The sequence below is a fragment of the Bradyrhizobium sp. CCBAU 53338 genome (assembly GCF_015291665.1).
GTDB lineage: Bacteria > Pseudomonadota > Alphaproteobacteria > Rhizobiales > Xanthobacteraceae > Bradyrhizobium.
In genome coordinates this window covers 4,501,886-4,518,596 of the sequence record NZ_CP030048.1, presented here as the reverse complement: position 1 = coordinate 4,518,596, position 16,711 = coordinate 4,501,886, and the positions used below count along the sequence as shown (strand labels likewise).

Here is a 16,711-nt window from a genome sequence, read left to right as displayed (position 1 = left end):
TTGAACCTCTGGATTCGCCGTTCAGGCGAGGTCATCACGCCGGTGCGCGGAAGCTCATCAGGCTGCGGGTCCTGTAGTCGTAGAACTTTCCGGTCTCGGTCCAGTCGGGTGCGCACATCGGGACGATGAATTCGGCGACCTGCTCGGGCGTGTCGAGCGTGGCGGGATCCTCGCCCGGCATCAGGGTTGCGCGCATGCGGGTGCGGATCGGGCCCGGGTTGAACAGATTGACGCGGATGGCCGTGTTCGCGGTCTCGTGCGCCCAGGCGCGCGCCAGCGTCTCCAGTGCGGCCTTGGAGGCGGCATAGGGGCTGACATAGGCGGTCGCCTTGTTGGCGGCGCCCGAGGTGATGAACACGGCGCGGCCGGCGTCGGACTGCTTGAGCAGCGGCTCCATGCAACGGATCAGCTGGAAGTTCGCCGAGACGTTGACTGCCAAGACATCGTTGAACGTCTTCAGCTCGATATGGCCGACCGGCGAGGAGGGGCCGAGCACGCCGGCATTGCCGACGAGAATGTCGAGCTTGCCGTAACGCTCGTGCAGGCCCGCGCCAAGCCGCGCGATGCCGTCGGTATCGGTGAGGTTGAGCGGTACCAGAGTGGCGCCGCTGCCGCCCTCTTTCCGGATCTCGTCGTCGAGCTCCTCCAGCCCGCCCTGCGTGCGCGCGGTGGCAACGATATGCGCGCCGGCCCTGGCGAGCGCGAGTGCCGTGGCAAAACCGATGCCGCGCGAGGCGCCGGTGACGAGAGCGATGCGGTCCGCGAGGGGCTTTGTCATGGCGGGGTTTTACAGGCGTGGATGGCCGGGACAAGCCCCCGCGTGCCCGTCATTCCGGGGCGATGCGAAGCATCGAGCCCGGAATCCGGAGATTGAAAGACAACGTCGATATCCCGGGTTCGGTCCTGCGGACCGCCCCGGAATGACGCCCGCGCCGTCAGCTTGCCTCCGCCAGCAGCGACAACTGCCGCGGCTGCGGCTCCGTCTGGGTCTGGTCGGTGAGGTGGGTCGGATAGGCGCCGGTGAAGCAGTGATCCGCAAACTTCGGATTGGCGGGGTCGCGGCCCGGTTCGCCCATCGCACGGTACATGCCGTCGATCGACAGGAAGGCGAGCGAGTCGGCGCCGATGAGCTCGCGCATCTCCTCCAGCGAATGCGTTGCGGCCAGCAGGCCGCCGCGGTCGGGCAGGTCGATGCCGTAATAGTCAGGGTAGAGGATCGGGGGCGAAGCGAGGCGGAAGTGCACTTCCTTGGCGCCGGCATCGCGCATCATGCGCACGATCTTCTTCGACGTGGTCCCGCGCACCAGCGAGTCGTCGATCAGGATGATGCGCTTGCCTTCGATCGCGGCGCGGTTGGCCGAGTGCTTCATGCGCACGCCGGATTCGCGGATCGCCTGCGTCGGCTGGATGAAGGTGCGGCCGACATAGTGGTTGCGGATGATGCCGAGCTCGAACGGCACGCCCGAATGCTGGCTGTAGCCGACCGCTGCGGGCACGCCGGAATCCGGCACCGGCACCACGACGTCGACGGGCACATGGCTCTCGCGCGCCAGCTGCGCGCCAAAGGCCTTGCGCACCTCGTAGACCGAGCGGCCGTGGACGATGGAATCCGGACGCGAGAAATAGATGTACTCGAAGATGCAGGGGCGTGGCGCCATCGGCGGGAACGGCTTGTGGATGTCCTGTCCGTGCTCGTCGAACACGATGACTTCGCCGGGCTCGATGTCGCGCACGAAACGCGCGCCGATGATGTCGAGCGCGCAGGTCTCCGACGTCAGGATCGGGCAGCCGTCGAGTTCGCCGAGCACCAGGGGGCGGATGCCGCGCGGATCGCGCGCGCCGACCAGCTTCTTGTTGGTCAGCGAGACCAGCGCATAGGCGCCTTCGATCTCGCGTAGCGCGTCGATATAGCGCTCGATGAAACGGGCGCGCCTGGAGCGCGCCACAAGGTGCAGGATCACCTCGGTGTCGGAGGTCGACTGCATCATCGCGCCGTTCTTGACGAGCTCGCGGCGCAGCGTCAGGCCGTTGGAGAGGTTGCCGTTGTGAGCGACCGCGAGGCCGCCGGCATTGAGCTCTGCGAACAGCGGCTGCACGTTGCGCAGGATGGTGGCGCCCGTCGTGGCGTAGCGGACATGGCCGACCGCCATGGTGCCGGGCAGGCGATCGATCACCTCGCGGCGGGAAAAGGTGTCGCCGACGAGACCGAGGCGGCGTTCGGAGTGAAAGCGGCTGCCGTCGTAGGAGACGATGCCGGCGGCTTCCTGGCCGCGGTGTTGGAGTGCGTGCAGGCCGAGCGCCGTGATGGCGGCTGCATCAGGATGTCCGTAAATGCCGAATACGCCGCATTCCTCGCGGACCGTATCTCCCTCCAGGTCGTCCTGAAGCTCTAGCGCGGCGGAGCCGGGATCGAGTTCAGTATGGGCGTCCTGGTCAGGGTGTCGCATCTCGTCCGCGCCTCTCTTTAGGGCTCAATCAACGCGCCGCAGGTTTCTCGATCAGCTTCTTCAGGCTGTCACGAGCCGGTTTGCTGTAGCCGTCGCCACTGCCCGAAGGCTGCTGGTCGGTGTCAGCTTGATCATCATCTGGTTTGTTTTTCTTGAATCTCTTCAAGATGGTGTTCTCGGGGTCATCAGGCAAGAGGGACATCAGCCAATCCCCGGTTCCCTGGAGCACCACGCGGGACTTGGCCCCGCTGACCCAGTCCGGGCGCTGCTTGTCCGGCACCAGCCAGGTGAAGAACAGGAAGGCGACCACCACGATCAAAAGCCCGCGAGCGAGGCCAAACAGGAACCCCAGGGTGCGGTCCAGCGCGCCGATGCGCGAGTCCAGGATCATGTCGGAGATCCGGACCGTGATCACGGAGACCACGACCAGGGTGCCGATGAAGACGCCGGCGACCACGACCACGCTCGCGACCGTGTCGTTGTTGAAATAGGTCTTTGCGGTCGGCAGCAGCTTGGAGAACGAGTACAGCGTCACGATCGCCGCGGTGCCCCAGGCCGCGATCGAGAGGATTTCGCGCATGAAGCCGCGGACCATGGCAAGCAGGCCCGAGATCAGCATCACACCGAGCAGGATCAGGTCGAGGAGTGTTACTGGCATCGGCTGGTCTGGTCCGCTCGTACGCTCAAAGGGTGCTCAGCGAATCGGTGTTTTGCCGCCGCCCTAACTGAAGGCCAGACGACGTTCCCGGCAAGGCCGCAACCACGCAATCCCATGCTGCTTTTGTGACGGCTGTATAGCGGTGGGGACGCTTGGCGTCACCTCCAGCTACCCCTCTCCACGGCGGAATCTTGCCGGTGTGGCATTTTTCTCCGCCGGCGGGGTCTGATCGCCGCGACGGGAGCCCTTGGCGGCGATTTCAGCGACCAGGGTCGTGAGGCTGTTGACCGCGTTCAGGGTCAATCCGGCGTCACCGCCGGCATCGCCGCCGCGGGCCGATTCGGGCAGGACGGCGCGCTTGAAGCCGAGTTTTGCAGCTTCCTTGAGTCGGGCCGGGGTCTGCGCCACCGGACGGATGACGCCGGAGAGCGAAATCTCGCCGAAATAAACGGCATCGGTGGGTAACTGCGCATTAACCAGCGAAGACACCAGCGCGGCCGCGGCGGCCATGTCGGCCGCCGGCTCGTGGATGCGCAGGCCGCCCGCGACGTTCAGATAGACGTCGTGGCCGGACAGCTTGACCCCGCAATGGGCCTCCAGCACCGCCAGCACCATCGAGAGCCGGCTCTGGTCCCAGCCGACCACGGCCCGCCGCGGAGTGCCGAGCGAGGTCGGCGCCACCAGCGCCTGCAATTCGACCAGAACCGGCCTTGTGCCCTCGATGCCCGCGAAGACGGCGGTGCCGGGCGTACCGAGATCGCGCTCGGACAGGAACAATTCGGAGGGGTTCGTGACCTCGCGCAGGCCGAGGCCGGTCATCTCGAACACGCCGATCTCGTCGGTCGGGCCGAACCGGTTTTTGACGGCGCGCAGGATGCGGAATTGTTGCGAACCTTCGCCCTCGAACGACATCACGGCATCGACCATGTGCTCGACGACGCGGGGGCCCGCGATCTGGCCGTCCTTGGTGACGTGACCGACCAGGATGATGGCCGCACCTGATTTCTTGGCGAAGCGGATGAGCGCCTGCGCCGAGGCGCGCACCTGCGTCACCGTGCCGGGCGCCGATTCCACCGTGTCGGTCCACATGGTCTGAATCGAGTCGATCACGATGAGCCGGGGGACAGCGCCTTCCGACAGCGTCGAGATTATGTCCTCGACTGAAGTCTCGGCCGCGAGCTGGACCGGCGCATCCGACAGCCCGAGTCGCTCGGCGCGCAAGCGCACCTGGGCGATGGCTTCTTCGCCGGAGATGTAGACGATGCGGTGGCCGGCGCGCGCCATCATGCTGGTGGCCTGCGTCAGCAGCGTCGACTTGCCGATGCCGGGATCGCCACCGACCAGCAGCACCGAGCCGCGGACGAAGCCGCCGCCGGTGACGCGGTCGAGCTCGGTCATGCCTGACGACATGCGCGGTGCATCCGGGCTTTTGCCCGCGAGGCTCTCCAGCGCAAACGTCCGGCCCTTGCGCTTGGAGCGGATCGAGACCGGCACGCTGCCGCTGGTGTCTTCCTCGGCCAGCGTATTCCATTCGCCACAGGACTCGCACTTGCCCTGCCAGCGGTTATAGGCGGCGCCGCAGTTCTGGCAGACGAAGGAAAGCGTGTTCTTGGCCATGGGTATGGTGAGTCGGAGGTTTCAAATGCGCTGATAGCACGGAATGGTGAGCTGCGCGGGCGTCCGTGAGCGCTCCCATTAGCCCGATTTCGTGTGGCCGATACACCCTTTGTTAGCTCTACGCCGCCCTGGCGCGCCGGACTTTGCCAAATGTTAGCGGACGCAGGTCCAGCTTCGGAACCAGGACGGGGTGGCGAAACGAATGACGATCCTCTTACGCATATTGCTCGCTGTCGGCATGGCCATTGGCGCTCTCGCGCCAGCCGGCCACGCCGTTGCGGCTGACGCAAAACCGCTCAACATCGTCTTCGTGAACCCCGGCAAGACCGGCGAGGTCTACTGGGACATGGTCGCGCAGACCATGCAGGCCGCTGGCCGCAAGCTCAACGCCCATGTCGAGGTGCTGACCAGCGAGCGCAACTACCGCACCATGCAGGAGCTCGGTCTCGGCGTGGTCGCGCGCGCCGACAAGCCCGACTTCCTCATTCTCTCGAACGAGGAGTCCGCCGCCGTTCCGATCCTGGAGGCGGCGGAGGTCGCGGGCATCAAGACGCTGCTGCTGTCGAACACGCTGATCGGCGAAGATGCGGTGCGCCTCGGACCGCCGCGAGCTACGCTGAAGAACTGGCTCGGCGACATCACGACCGATCTGACGACCGCCGGCGCGCGGATGGCGAATGCCCTGATCGGTGCGGCACGCAACGAAAAATGGCAAAGCCCTGACGGCAAGATCCATCTGCTCGGGATCGGCGGCGACGAAACCACGCCGGCATCGATCGCCCGCAATGCCGGCCTCCAGCTCGCGGTCGCGGCTGCGCCCGACGTTGTGGTGGACCGATTGCTCTTCGCGAACTGGACGCAGTCGGAAGCGGAGCAGGTCGCTGCAAACTATCTGAGCTGGGCGCAGCGCAAGGGCATCCGTCCCGCAGGGATCTGGGCCGGCAACGATCCGATGGCGCTCGGCGCACTCAAGGCTGTCGCGGCCGCCGGCATCACGCCCGGCGAGGATATCCAGGTGGTCGGCCTCAACTGGTCGGAGGATGCCTTACGCGAAATCAAGGCCGGCCGCATGCTGCTGACCGACGGCGGTCACTTCCTGCTTGGCGGCTGGTCGATCGTGCTGCTGCGCGACTACGCCGACGGTTGCGACTTCGCAGCCACTTCGCCGCACATCGAGGTCAAGACGTCGGCGATCACGCGAGACAATCTCGGCTCCGTTGCCGGGCTGATCAAGACCCGGGCCTTCGACCGGATCGATTTTGCGCGGTTCAGGGCCAAGCCGGACCATTGCGGCCGATACGACTTCTCGGTGGACACGCTGATCTCGTCGCTAGCGCCGCCGGGCGACGCCGGTGAATGATGCCGGGCGCTGACGAGATGAACGATTCGACGAAGCCGACGCCATCGCGCTCGGTTGTCCGCGCCATGATCTGGGCCACCGTGCCCGTGCTGCTGCTGGTACAACTGCTTGCTTCCGCCGGCGTCGAGGTCTCGAGCTTCTGGTCTCAGATCAAGCAGCTCGATGCCCGCATCGCCCGTGTCGCCGAGAGTCGCGCCGAACTGATTGCCGAGCCGCTCTGGAAAATGCGCTACGACCAGGTCACGAGCGTGCTCAACGAGATCATGCACGACGAGACCATCGCAGCCGCCGCCGTCTACGACGATACGGGCGTCGCGATCGCCCGCGTGGTGGCGCGGCCGACGGCTCAGGCTCTCACCGAGGTCTCGCGTCCGATCGCCTACCGCAACGGCAACATCGCCGTTCAGGCCGGCCGCATCGTGATCGCCTATTCTTCCGCCTCGCTCTATGTCGGCGCCGGCAGCAGGCTGGGGCTGCTTCTCGTCGTCGGCTTGCTCGGGACGCTTGCGACCGTGATCGCGATGCGGATCTCCGCCAACATCTTCATCGGCAAGCCGTTGGCCGCGATGATGTCGGCGATCCAGCGAAGCAAGCAGGACGGCCGCGCCTATCCGGCGGACGTCAAATCGTCGAACGAATTCGGCCAGCTCGCGAACGCCTTCAATGCGATGCAACACACGACGTCGGGCGCGCTCGACCGGCTCGGCCACATGGCCTCGCACGATCCGCTTACGGGGCTGCCCAACCGCCGTTCGCTGTCCGAGCGTCTCGTGACCTTGAGCAGGAATGCCGGTTCGCCTGACGCGCTGATCGCTTTCAATTTCATCGATCTCGACGACTTCAAGGGTATCAACGACACCTTCGGTCACGATGCCGGCGACAGATTCCTGGTCCACATCTCTGAGCGGCTTCGTAACACGGTCGAACCGCAGGATTGGGTCGCGCGGCTCGGTGGCGACGAGTTCGTGGTCATTCGCCCTGAGGTCAGCAATGAAGCGGCCGCGCGGACCTTTGCACGGCAATTGCTGGAGGCGATTTCGGCGCCGATCCTGCTGCATGACAAGCAGGTCGTGCCACGCGCCAGCATCGGCCTTGCGGTGCGCCGTGCCGGCGATCCTGAACTGTCCCACTTGCCGGCGCTGGCCGACATCGCGCTCTATCATGCCAAGAGCAAGGCGCCCGGCACCGTTGCCGTGCTGGACGAAGCGCTCCAGCGCGACTATCGCCGCCGCAGAGACCTGGAGCTCGCCATTCCTACAGGTTTCTCCGAGGGCCAGTTCGAGGTCTGGTATCAGAGCCAGGTCGATCTGGTGACCCAGGACGTCGTTGGCCTCGAGGCGCTCATTCGCTGGCGTCATCCCGAACACGGCGTGATCAGCCCTGGCGAATTCCTGCCGCTGATCGAGCGCAGCGGCAGCAACGCACGTCTGACTCGCTACGTGCTGACCGACGCCTGCCGCGCGCTGCAACAACTGGCCGCTGCCGGCCGGCCGCAGATCAGGATCGCGATCAATCTGCCGCCGTCCGAGCTCGCCGATCACTCTCTCGCGGCCGAACTGCGGGAGACCTGCGAGCGCTTCGGCGTCGCGCCCGCATTGCTCGAGCTCGAGATCACGGAGGGCTCGCTGATCAACAACATCGCCAGCGCATCCGACACGCTGCGCCGGTTGCGGCGCCTAGGGGCGACCATCGCGCTCGACGATTTCGGCACGGGCTACAGCTCGCTGGCGCATCTCAGGCGCTTTCCGCTCGACAAGGTCAAGATCGACAAGGCGTTCATTCGCGAAATCCCTGCAAGCGCCGAGGACAAGGCGATCGTCGGCGTCATCGCTTCGCTCGCGGGTACGCTGGAGCTCACTCTGGTCGCGGAAGGCATCGAGCGCGCCGAGCAGGCGCAGGCGATGCGCGAGATGGGCGTGAGGCTCGGCCAGGGCTTTCTCTATCACAAGCCGCAGCCGCTTCATGCCGTGCTGCGCGGGCTCGCGAGGGCCGGCGGAGGCGAAGATCGCGTGCTGGCCGACAGTCCGTCGATCGCACCGGAATTCGCTGCCTGAGCGCTAAGGCTGCGTCGCGTTCCACAGCATCGAGAGCCCGGCCGCGATCATGATCGCATCCATCACCTGGCGGAACATCTCCGGCTTCAGGTGCAACACGAAGCGCTTGGCGACGAAAGCGCCCGACATCAGCGAGGAGCCTGCGATCAAGCCCTTGACGAAGACTTCCAGTGTCAGCGCGCCAAAGCGCTCGAACGTCACTGATTTGGCGAAGTAGAGGCCGAGCGAGGCGGCGGCTTCGGTCGCGAGAAAGGCGCCCCTGGAGAGGCCGTAGAACAGGAACAGCGGCACGCTGAGCGGCCCGGTCGAGACCACGATGCCGGTGAGATAGCCGATGATCGCGCCGCCGATCGCAAGATGCCAGAGATTGGCCTTGAGGTCATGCCGCGCCAGCCAGTGCCGGACCGGTACCATCGCGATCAGGAAGATGCCGATGGCGAGATCGACAGCGTGCGAGGGCAGGGCGAGCAGCGTCCGGGCGCCCAGCGCCGCGGCCGGAATGCCCGTGACCGAATAGGCCACGCAGGCCCGCCAGTCGACCTCGCGCCACCACGCCAGAATCCGCGAAAAATTCGCCATGACGGACGCGACCGCCATGATCGGCACGGCCTCCTTCGGTCCATAGGCATAGACCAGGACCGGCATCAGCATGATCGACGAGCCCGTGCCGACGATGCCGGAAATGGTGCCTGCGATCAGGCCGACGCTGAGGACAAAAAGGAAGGCCAAGGGAACAGGGCGCAATTTTCCAAGGGTGGCATGGTGCAGCTGTTTTGCCCGACGTGTCAAACGGCTCTTTGCTTGATCCGCGTAAAGCGTGGATCGAGCGGGGGCTGGCTACTGTGCATGGGGTTGTTTTCAAGTTTTGCCCAGATGGCCCGCTCGCTGGGGCGCGCTCCATCGGAAGCAGGCTGCTGACAGCATGTTGGCAGCAGGGGCGGGCTACGACCATCTCCTGACAAAACGGAGAGCGGATCATGCCGGTCGAGGCAAGCTGTCATTGCGGTGAGACGGTGTTCGAGGTGACCGAGGCACCAGAGAGCGTGACGCGCTGCACCTGCTCGCTCTGCGCCAAGCGCGGCGCGCTCTGGGCCTATTATGCGCCAGCGCAATTTCGCCTGCTGTCGCCCGCCGACAGCGTCGCGACCTATCTCTGGGGGAGCCGCACCGTCAAGCATCATTACTGCGCGAATTGCGGCTGCGGCACCTATTCGGAGTCGCCGGATTGGTCGACCGGCAAGCCTGATTTCGACAATCCCAAGGTCGCGGTGAACGCGCGCCTGTTCGACGATTTCGATCTGGACGCCGTGCCGGTCAACATGATCGATGGCAAGAATTTGTGGTGACTATCGCCTCAGCACCACCCACGCCGGCGCATGATCGCTCGCGCCCTCTTCGCCGCGAATCTTCTTGTCGACGCCGGCCCTGGACAGGCGCGAGACGAGCGCAGGGCTCAGCAGCAGGTGGTCGAGCCTGAGGCCCGCGTCGCGCGGCCAGCGGTTCCGCTTGTAGTCCCAGAAGGTGTAGATGCGCTCCTCGCCGTGCAGTTCGCGGATCGCATCGCACCAGCCTTGTTCGACGAGCGAGGCGAACGCCGCGCGGCTCTTCGGCTGGATCAGCGCGTCCTTGTCCCATGAGCGCGTCGGATAGATGTCGATCTCATCAGGCGCGACGTTGTAGTCGCCCGCCAGCACGACGGGCAGATCCTGCTTGAGGAAGGTCCTGGCGTGGCGTTTCAGCCGCGCAAACCAGTCGAGCTTGTAGTCGAATTTCGGTCCCGGCTGCGGATTGCCGTTCGGCAGGTAGATGCTGGTGACGATGATGCCGCGCACGGCAGCCTCGATGTAGCGCGCCTCGTGGTCGTCGGGCCGCCCCGGGAGCCGGTCGCGCGTCAGGATGGGCTCGGCGTTGCGGGCGAGAATGGCAACGCCGTTCCAGGTCTTCTGTCCACGCCAGACCGCGCCATAGCCGGCTTTTTCGATCGCCGCCGCCGGAAATTCGCCATCACTTACCTTCAATTCCTGAAGCGCGACGACATCGGGCTTCGCCGCGCGCAACCATGCGAGCAGATTGGGCAGGCGGCGATTGATGTTGTTGATGTTGAATGTCGCAATCTTCATGTAGAGCTACCGGCTCTCGCCTTTCGTATCCGGAGATACCATGTCCAAGTTGAGCTTTGCCGTTCTCGCACTCGTCGTCGGGTTCTCCGGGACCGCTTCGGCACAATCGGCCGATCCGCGCGGTGCGTGCAAGGCGGATTACGACAAATTCTGCGCCGGCATCGCTCCGGGCGGCGGCAAGATCATCGCCTGCCTCAATGCCAAGCGCGACCAGCTCAGCGCGACCTGCAAGGCGGCGCTGGACAGCCGGAAGAAGTAAGCGGCGAGACGCTCAGCTCGGCGGCGGAGCCGCCTTCTGCTCGAGCGGTGGCGGGGAGGGGGGCTGTTCGGCGGCCTCCGCGGGCTCCGGCTTCACCAGCGGCTCGACGAAATTGCCGCCCTTGTAGACGCGGGCGTAGCGATGTCCGAGGCTGGTCAGCACCTCGTAGCCGATCGTGCCGAAATGATGCGCGAGCTCGTCGACGGTGATGCCTTCGCCGAGCAGCGTCACCATGTGGCCGCGCCGCGCTGAGTTGGGCGGAAGATCGGTAATGTCGATTGCGATCAGGTCCATGGAGATGCGGCCCGCGACCGGGCAGCGCTTGCCGGCGACGATGACCTCGGCGCCGCGCGTGCCGTCGTTGGAGCTGGCGGCGCGGAAATAGCCGTCGGCATAGCCGACCGCGATGATCGCGAGTTTGGTCGGCCGCCGTGCGCTCCAGGTGCCGCCATAGCCGACGGTCTCACCGCGCTCGATGGAGCGGATCTGCACGATGCGCGCCTTGAGGTCGACCACCGGCTGCATTGGATTGTCGGCCTCCGGCGTCGGATTGACGCCGTAGAGCGCGGCACCCGGCCGCACCAAGTCGAACTGGAAGGGCGCGCCGAGGAAGATACCTGAGGAATTGGCGAGCGCCGCCGGCACGCCGGCGAACTCGCTGGCGATGGCGCGGAAGGCGGCCAGCTGCCTGGCGTTGACGGGACTGTTGAGCTGCTCGGCCGAGACCAGATGGCTCATCACCAGCGTGATGCCGTGATCGCCGGCATTGATGCGGGGGATGATGGCTTGCGCCTCCTGGAGCGTCAGCCCGAGCCGGTTCATGCCGGTGTCGATATGGATTGCCGCGCCGCCGGACCAGCCGGTGCGGCGGCAGAACACGTCCCATTCGGCGAGTTCGTTGAGGTCGCCGATCACGGGACGGCAGTTGATCTTGGCGTAGTGCTCGCCGGTATTCTGGAAATAGCCGCCGAGTACGTAGATCGCAGCGTCCGGCACCGCCGCGCGCGCGGTCCGCGCTTCCTCGATGGTGGCGACGAAGAAGGTCTTGCAGCCGGCCTTGTTCAGCGCCTGCGCGACCTGCGCGGCGCCGCAGCCATAGGCGTCGGCCTTGATCACCGCCGAGCATTCGGCCGGCACCGCGGTCTTCTCGAGCTTGCGCCAGTTGGCGATGATGGCGTCGAGATCGACGGTGAGCACGCCGCCGAAGGCAGCGAGCGCGGCAGCCTGACTGGCCTCCGCGGAGAGAAGGCCGGATTGCGGGATCATGTTCGGGTCGGACGCCATTGTCATGGCGCCGTTTTACGCAAGAGGCAGATACTGTTCAAGGAACTCTGCTGGCTCAAGGAACTCAGTAGTCGTTGCCGCTGCGAGCCGGCAGCTGACTGTCAGGCGCTAGGTCGCCGAACCGCGTGACCGAGGCTTCGAACGCCAGATCGACGGTGCCGGTCGGGCCGTGGCGCTGCTTGCCGATGATGACCTCGGCTTTGCCATGCGCAAGGCTCATGTCAAGCTGCCACTTCTCGTGTTCGGGCGTGCCCGGGCGCGGCTCCTTCATCGCGAGGTAATATTCCTCGCGATACACGAACAGCACGACGTCGGCGTCCTGCTCGATCGATCCGGATTCACGCAGGTCGGAGAGCTGCGGCCGTTTGTCGTCGCGGGATTCGACCTGGCGCGAGAGCTGGGACAGCGCGATGACCGGAACGTTGAGCTCCTTGGCGAGCGCCTTCAGGCTGGTCGTGATCTCCGTGATTTCCTGCACGCGGCTGTCACTGGCGCGCTTGCCCGAGCCTGACAACAGCTGGATGTAGTCGATCACGAGCAGGTCGAGGCCCTTCTGTCGCTTCAGCCGGCGCGCGCGCGCCATCAGCTGCGCGATCGACAGGCCGCCGGTCGCGTCGACATAAAAAGGCAGCGATTGCAGCTCGATCGAGACCTCCCGGATCTTGTCGAAATCGGCTTCCGAGATGCCGCCGCGCCGGATGTGGGAGGAGGGAACGCCGGTGCGCTCGGCCACGATACGCGTGGCGAGCTGGTCGGCCGACATTTCGCAGGAGAAGAAGCCGATCACGCCGCCATTGGCGGCCTTCGTGGTGCCGTCGGCCTGGAGCTCCGGAACATAGGCTCGTGCGACATTGTAGGCGATGTTGGTCGCAAGCGATGTCTTGCCCATGCCGGGACGGCCCGCGACGATGATGAGGTCGGAGTGTTGCAGGCCGCCCATTTTGGTGTCGAGGTCGCGCATGCCCGTCGAGATGCCCGACAGCTTGCCGTCGCGCTGGAATGCCTTTGCAGCGAGGTCGACCGCGACCGCCAGTGCCTGCGAGAATTTCTGGAAGCCGCCGTCATAGCGGCCGGACTCGGCGAGTTCGTAGAGGCGCCGCTCGGCGTCCTCGATCTGCGCCCGTGGCGCGAAGTCGACCGGCGCGTCATAGGCGACATTCACCATGTCCTCGCCGATGCCGATGAGATCGCGGCGCAGCGCGAGATCGTAGATGGTGCGACCGTAGTCCTGGGCGTTGATGATGGTGGTCGCCTCGGCCGCGAGCCGCGCCAGATATTGGCCGATGGTCATGCCGCCGACGTCGGTATCGGCGGGCAGGAAGGTCTTCAGCGTCACGGGCGTGGCGATCTTGCCCATCCGGATCAGGCTGCCGGCGGTCTCGTAGATCGTCTGGTGCAGCGGCTCGAAATAGTGCTTCGGCTCCAGGAAGTCGGAGACGCGGTAGAAAGCATCGTTGTTGACCAGGATCGCGCCCAGAAGGCTCTGTTCCGCCTCGATGTTGTGTGGCGCGCTCCGATACGCGGGGGTTCCGGGCTCGGGCGCGAGTTTGAGGACGTTCGAATCAGTCGGGGCCATGGTCGAGCGATAGCAAGTTTCTGCGGCGGATGCGGGGCCGGGATAAAGCGCCGCCTCAAGCCAAAGCGGAAGCAAAAGCTCGTCGCTATCAACCGATCTTAAAAGCGGTGGATGATTAGCTGCCGCAGCATGCGCCGCGCTTGACGGATTTCCGCGAAACTCACGGCGGACCGGAAGCGGCCGCGATCGCGCCACGGAATAATCCGGAAACGATGAACCTAATGAATTGAGTGCAGACGTATTTGAAGGCGCGCGAAATGGCGCGCTGGCGCTTCCGGGGCGGGTTCAGACCAGCAGGAGGTAGACCAGCGCAACCAGCGCGGCGCCCACGCCGGTGGCGATCAGGGCGTAATCGGTGCGGAGGTCGTCCTGCACGTCGAAGGAGGTTCGGGTCTCTTTGCTCATGTCGACGGTCTACGGCACGGCCGTCGAGAGATATGTGAACCAGATCACATCTCCCCGGATTCTTTCGGGGGTAGGATAGGGAACAGGCGGGCGGACCGGGAATTGTCTCCCACGACCCGCCGGCAGGGAACGAGGCAAGCGATGCGGCCGGAACGGCAGCTCCAGAATTGGCGAAGCGAGGCAGGCAGCCGGCTTTGGCTGTCCGGGCTGATCGCCGCGATGCAGCATGCCGAGCGGCCCGAAATCCGGCGTCAGCCGGTCGCGCCCGAGGTCGTCGTCGAACTGAGGGCTCAACTGGCGTTAACTGCGTCTTACCGCGCCTCCCAGATATCGACCTTGCGCCACTAGACCCTATTCACCAGCAAGCTTCAGCTTCGGCTTGGCGCCACTTTCGAGGCCGCGCAACCGGGCTTCCTCGTGCGCGATATAGTCGCGGGTCATGGGGACCACGCCCTGGCGCTTGGTGAGCTGAATTTGGAAGTTCATCATGCCCTGCTTGCGGAACGTCATCTCGCAGGCGGCGAGATAAAACTCCCACATCAGCGCAAAGCGCTCGTCATAGAGCTGCACGGCCTCCTCGCGACGCGCCATGAAGCGTTCCCTCCATGCCTTCAACGTCTCGGCGTAGTGCAGGCGCAGGATCTCGATGTCGCAGACCAGCAGGCCGGCGTCCTCGATCGACGGCAGCACCTCCGAGAGGGAGGGAATGTAGCCGCCGGGGAAGATGTATTTGGCGATCCAGGGATTGGTCGAATCCGGCCCCTGGGAGCGGCCGATCGAATGCAGCAGCATGACGCCGTCGTCGCTGAGCAGCTCGGCGCAGCGCTTGAAATAGGTGTCGTAAAATCTGGCTCCGACATGCTCGAACATGCCCACCGAGACGATGCGGTCGAACGGGCCATCGATGTCGCGGTAATCCTGGAGCAGGAAGCGCGCCTGTCGCGTCAGTCCCTTTTCAACGGCACGCGCGTTGGCGACCTGCAACTGCTCCGTCGATAGCGTCACGCCGGTGACGTCGGCGCCTGCGAACTCGGCGAGATAGAGGCCGAGCCCGCCCCAGCCCGAGCCGATGTCGAGCACGCTCTGGCCGCGGTCGACCCGCAGTTTTGCGGTGACGTGCCGTTTCTTGGCCATCTGCGCGTCGTCGAGCGTGGCGTCCGGCGTCTCGAAATAGGCGCAGCTATATTGCTTGTCCGCGTCGAGAAACAGCGAATAGAGCCGCGCATCGAGATCGTAATGATGTGCGACATTGCTGCGCGAGCGCGTCCGCGGGTTGAACTGCCTCAGGTGGCGGACGAGATAGCGCAGGTGCCACCAGGGTTTTGCCCAGTGCGGCAACAGGTCTGATTGATCGAGCAGGATTGCGAGGGCATCAGCGATGCTGCCGCGCTCGACAACGAACTCGCCGTTCATAAACGCCTCGCCAAGCCCGAGCTCGGGATTGACGAGAACTTTCCTTTGTGCGTCGGCCGTGACGAAGCGGACCTCGACCGGCTGACCGGAGCCGTCACCGACGCTGAATTTCAATCCGTCGGCCGAGGTCACCGTCAACGACCCGCGGCGGATGAATTGGGACAAGAACTTACGCAACAAGCGGTCCATAGGCACCAACCTCTCGAGCGAACCCGAAAAGATGCGACTACCCGGCCGTCACACCGACACCTGGGAAGTATATTGGTTCCAATGCGTGCGCATGTAAATCTAGGCGGCCAATTCCCGCCCCGCTAATGCGTTGTGTTCAAACCCGATATTCGAAAATCGCGTGTTCACATGCTTGTGGAGCGCGCTTCCATTCGCAGCGCAATCGGCTAAAAGGTGACCGCCGCCGCGCCGGATGCCGGCCGTATCTGTCGGATTTCATGGAGATGATGGGAATGTCGAGCCGAGCGCTTAGCCTCGCCACGGTGCTGTTTCTGATTGGCTTCGGCGCCACCGATGCCGTCCTGGCGCAGGCGACGAACCTCGAGGCCGGCAAGGCCCCTTCCCAGCTGTTCGCGCAGACCTGCAACGCCTGCCACAAGAGCCCGCGCGGACTGTTGAAGACGGTGTCGCCGGGCTCGCTGCCGGGCTTCCTGCGTCAGCACTACACCACCAGCCCGGACATGGCTGGCGTGCTGGCCTCCTACCTGATCTCCAACGGCGCCACGGATACCCGTTACCAGGCCAAGGACGGGAAGGACGGCAAGGAGAAGAAGGACGGCGCCAAGGACAAGGAGGCCAACACGCCTCCGGGACATTCGCTGGAGCATCAGGGGCGCCGCCAGCGCTCACAGGAGGCCGCGAGGCCCGAGGGCGAGGGTTCAGCGCCTGCGGCTGAAGGCCGTCACAAGCGCGCGGCCCGACCAAGCGAGGAAGGCGCGAAGGAAGGTGCGAAGCCGGAGGCGACCACCGAACAACTGCCCGAGGGCCGCAAGGGCAAGCGCATAAGCAAGCGTGGCAAGCCGGAGACAGACGAGACCGCTGCGCCGAAGGTCGAGTCCAGGACTGAACCGAAGACCGAGCCCAAGGCCGAATCGAAGGCTGAACCAAAGAGCGAGAGCGCCAAGGTCGATTCCGAGTCCAAGCCCGACAGCGGCAAATCAGACAGCTCCAAGCCTGCCGAGAAGCCTGCAGAGGCCAAGCCGGAGAGCGCCAAGGCCGAGCCGAGCGCCAGCGAGACGCCGGCGCTGCGCCCCGATCCGGTGCCTCAGGTGACACCAGCCATGCCGGCGGTCGCGAAGCCGGCTGAACCTGCTGCGCCCAAGCCCGCGGAAGCAGCCGTCTCCAAACCAGCCGAGCCCGCGCCCAGCGCCGAGCCGGCGACCAAGCCCGCTGAGCCCGCGCCGTCGGCGCCCGTCGCTGCGCCATCACCTGCAGCCGCCGAGTCCTCCGGCCCGCCGGCGCCGCCGATCTCGCGATAGGCAGATCATCTCGTCGATCTCTGGAGGCCGC

The 16,711-nt window shown here is 65.3% G+C and carries 15 protein-coding genes; 6 read left to right on the top strand and 9 right to left on the bottom strand.

The genetic code is table 11. The features are described from left to right. Nucleotides 1–34: 34 nt before the first annotated feature. The 4 genes from XH90_RS21360 to radA all read right to left on the bottom strand — a co-directional run bounded on the left by XH90_RS21360 (nucleotide 35) and on the right by radA (nucleotide 4,722). A complete protein-coding gene (locus tag XH90_RS21360) occupies nucleotides 35–778 on the bottom strand; it encodes an SDR family NAD(P)-dependent oxidoreductase (RefSeq protein WP_194476312.1) in 744 nt (247 codons plus the stop codon). Between the two features lie 157 nt (nucleotides 779–935). After that, nucleotides 936–2,447 carry an amidophosphoribosyltransferase gene (gene purF, locus XH90_RS21355; RefSeq protein ID WP_194476311.1) on the bottom strand — a complete coding sequence of 504 codons (1,512 nt, stop codon included), beginning with the start codon at nucleotides 2,445–2,447 and terminating at the stop codon, nucleotides 936–938. Between the two features lie 28 nt (nucleotides 2,448–2,475). Further along, complete coding sequence (locus tag XH90_RS21350) at nucleotides 2,476–3,105, bottom strand: CvpA family protein (RefSeq protein ID WP_194476310.1); 630 nt, start codon at nucleotides 3,103–3,105, stop codon at nucleotides 2,476–2,478. Nucleotides 3,106–3,273: 168 nt separating this feature from the next. Further along, complete coding sequence (radA, locus tag XH90_RS21345) at nucleotides 3,274–4,722, bottom strand: DNA repair protein RadA (protein WP_194476309.1); 1,449 nt, start codon at nucleotides 4,720–4,722, stop codon at nucleotides 3,274–3,276. Between the two features lie 202 nt (nucleotides 4,723–4,924). Between radA and XH90_RS21340 the strand changes: the two genes are divergently transcribed. Further along, complete coding sequence (locus XH90_RS21340) at nucleotides 4,925–6,082, top strand: ABC transporter substrate-binding protein (RefSeq protein WP_194476308.1); 1,158 nt, start codon at nucleotides 4,925–4,927, stop codon at nucleotides 6,080–6,082. A gap of 17 nt (nucleotides 6,083–6,099) precedes the next feature. Next, nucleotides 6,100–8,136, top strand: coding sequence for a bifunctional diguanylate cyclase/phosphodiesterase (locus XH90_RS21335; RefSeq protein ID WP_246755544.1), 2,037 nt, complete (start codon nucleotides 6,100–6,102; stop codon nucleotides 8,134–8,136). Between the two features lie 3 nt (nucleotides 8,137–8,139). Here XH90_RS21335 and XH90_RS21330 read toward each other — a convergent pair whose 3' ends face one another. After that, nucleotides 8,140–8,865 carry a sulfite exporter TauE/SafE family protein gene (locus XH90_RS21330; protein WP_194476307.1) on the bottom strand — a complete coding sequence of 242 codons (726 nt, stop codon included), beginning with the start codon at nucleotides 8,863–8,865 and terminating at the stop codon, nucleotides 8,140–8,142. 248 nt (nucleotides 8,866–9,113) lie between these two features. Here XH90_RS21330 and XH90_RS21325 point away from each other — a divergent pair, with 248 nt between their 5' ends. Continuing rightward, a complete protein-coding gene (locus XH90_RS21325) occupies nucleotides 9,114–9,482 on the top strand; it encodes a GFA family protein (protein ID WP_194476306.1) in 369 nt (122 codons plus the stop codon). Here the strand turns inward: XH90_RS21325 and XH90_RS21320 are convergent, their stop codons facing one another. Beyond that, entirely contained in the window at nucleotides 9,483–10,256 is a 774-nt protein-coding gene (locus XH90_RS21320; RefSeq protein ID WP_194476305.1) for an exodeoxyribonuclease III, read from the bottom strand. It abuts the gene before it with no gap. A 40-nt stretch (nucleotides 10,257–10,296) separates the two neighbouring features. Here XH90_RS21320 and XH90_RS21315 point away from each other — a divergent pair, with 40 nt between their 5' ends. Then, nucleotides 10,297–10,515 (top strand): cysteine rich repeat-containing protein, encoded by a 219-nt coding sequence (locus XH90_RS21315; RefSeq protein WP_194476304.1) that lies wholly within the window; start codon nucleotides 10,297–10,299, stop codon nucleotides 10,513–10,515. Between the two features lie 12 nt (nucleotides 10,516–10,527). Here XH90_RS21315 and alr read toward each other — a convergent pair whose 3' ends face one another. Together alr and XH90_RS21305 are read right to left on the bottom strand one after the other, a co-directional pair. Further along, nucleotides 10,528–11,799 carry an alanine racemase gene (gene alr / locus XH90_RS21310; RefSeq protein WP_194482756.1) on the bottom strand — a complete coding sequence of 424 codons (1,272 nt, stop codon included), beginning with the start codon at nucleotides 11,797–11,799 and terminating at the stop codon, nucleotides 10,528–10,530. A gap of 64 nt (nucleotides 11,800–11,863) precedes the next feature. After that, nucleotides 11,864–13,375: a replicative DNA helicase gene (locus XH90_RS21305; RefSeq protein WP_194476303.1), complete on the bottom strand. Its 1,512-nt coding sequence runs from the start codon at nucleotides 13,373–13,375 to the stop codon at nucleotides 11,864–11,866. A gap of 546 nt (nucleotides 13,376–13,921) precedes the next feature. Between XH90_RS21305 and XH90_RS21300 the strand changes: the two genes are divergently transcribed. After that, nucleotides 13,922–14,128: a transcriptional regulator gene (locus XH90_RS21300; protein WP_194476302.1), complete on the top strand. Its 207-nt coding sequence runs from the start codon at nucleotides 13,922–13,924 to the stop codon at nucleotides 14,126–14,128. 3 nt (nucleotides 14,129–14,131) lie between these two features. On the opposite strand, the gene XH90_RS21295 is transcribed toward XH90_RS21300, so the two are convergent. Next, nucleotides 14,132–15,382: a cyclopropane-fatty-acyl-phospholipid synthase family protein gene (locus XH90_RS21295; RefSeq protein ID WP_194476301.1), complete on the bottom strand. Its 1,251-nt coding sequence runs from the start codon at nucleotides 15,380–15,382 to the stop codon at nucleotides 14,132–14,134. Between the two features lie 272 nt (nucleotides 15,383–15,654). Between XH90_RS21295 and XH90_RS21290 the strand changes: the two genes are divergently transcribed. Continuing rightward, entirely contained in the window at nucleotides 15,655–16,680 is a 1,026-nt protein-coding gene (locus XH90_RS21290) for a hypothetical protein (protein WP_194476300.1), read from the top strand. Nucleotides 16,681–16,711: the final 31 nt, after the last annotated feature.

What these genes read in the sequence shown, in the direction of transcription:
- XH90_RS21320 (WP_194476305.1), bottom strand. Translation starts at nt 10,256, where the DNA reads ATGAAGATTGCGACATTCAACATCAACAACATCAATCGCCGCCTGCCC.
- XH90_RS21315 (WP_194476304.1), top strand. Translation starts at nt 10,297, where the DNA reads ATGTCCAAGTTGAGCTTTGCCGTTCTCGCACTCGTCGTCGGGTTCTCC.
- purF (WP_194476311.1), bottom strand. Translation starts at nt 2,447, where the DNA reads ATGCGACACCCTGACCAGGACGCCCATACTGAACTCGATCCCGGCTCC.
- XH90_RS21335 (WP_246755544.1), top strand. Translation starts at nt 6,100, where the DNA reads ATGAACGATTCGACGAAGCCGACGCCATCGCGCTCGGTTGTCCGCGCC.
- radA (WP_194476309.1), bottom strand. Translation starts at nt 4,722, where the DNA reads ATGGCCAAGAACACGCTTTCCTTCGTCTGCCAGAACTGCGGCGCCGCC.
- XH90_RS21300 (WP_194476302.1), top strand. Translation starts at nt 13,922, where the DNA reads ATGCGGCCGGAACGGCAGCTCCAGAATTGGCGAAGCGAGGCAGGCAGC.
- XH90_RS21325 (WP_194476306.1), top strand. Translation starts at nt 9,114, where the DNA reads ATGCCGGTCGAGGCAAGCTGTCATTGCGGTGAGACGGTGTTCGAGGTG.
- XH90_RS21340 (WP_194476308.1), top strand. Translation starts at nt 4,925, where the DNA reads ATGACGATCCTCTTACGCATATTGCTCGCTGTCGGCATGGCCATTGGC.
- alr (WP_194482756.1), bottom strand. Translation starts at nt 11,799, where the DNA reads ATGGCGTCCGACCCGAACATGATCCCGCAATCCGGCCTTCTCTCCGCG.
- XH90_RS21295 (WP_194476301.1), bottom strand. Translation starts at nt 15,382, where the DNA reads ATGGACCGCTTGTTGCGTAAGTTCTTGTCCCAATTCATCCGCCGCGGG.
- XH90_RS21360 (WP_194476312.1), bottom strand. Translation starts at nt 778, where the DNA reads ATGACAAAGCCCCTCGCGGACCGCATCGCTCTCGTCACCGGCGCCTCG.
- XH90_RS21290 (WP_194476300.1), top strand. Translation starts at nt 15,655, where the DNA reads ATGTCGAGCCGAGCGCTTAGCCTCGCCACGGTGCTGTTTCTGATTGGC.
- XH90_RS21305 (WP_194476303.1), bottom strand. Translation starts at nt 13,375, where the DNA reads ATGGCCCCGACTGATTCGAACGTCCTCAAACTCGCGCCCGAGCCCGGA.
- XH90_RS21350 (WP_194476310.1), bottom strand. Translation starts at nt 3,105, where the DNA reads ATGCCAGTAACACTCCTCGACCTGATCCTGCTCGGTGTGATGCTGATC.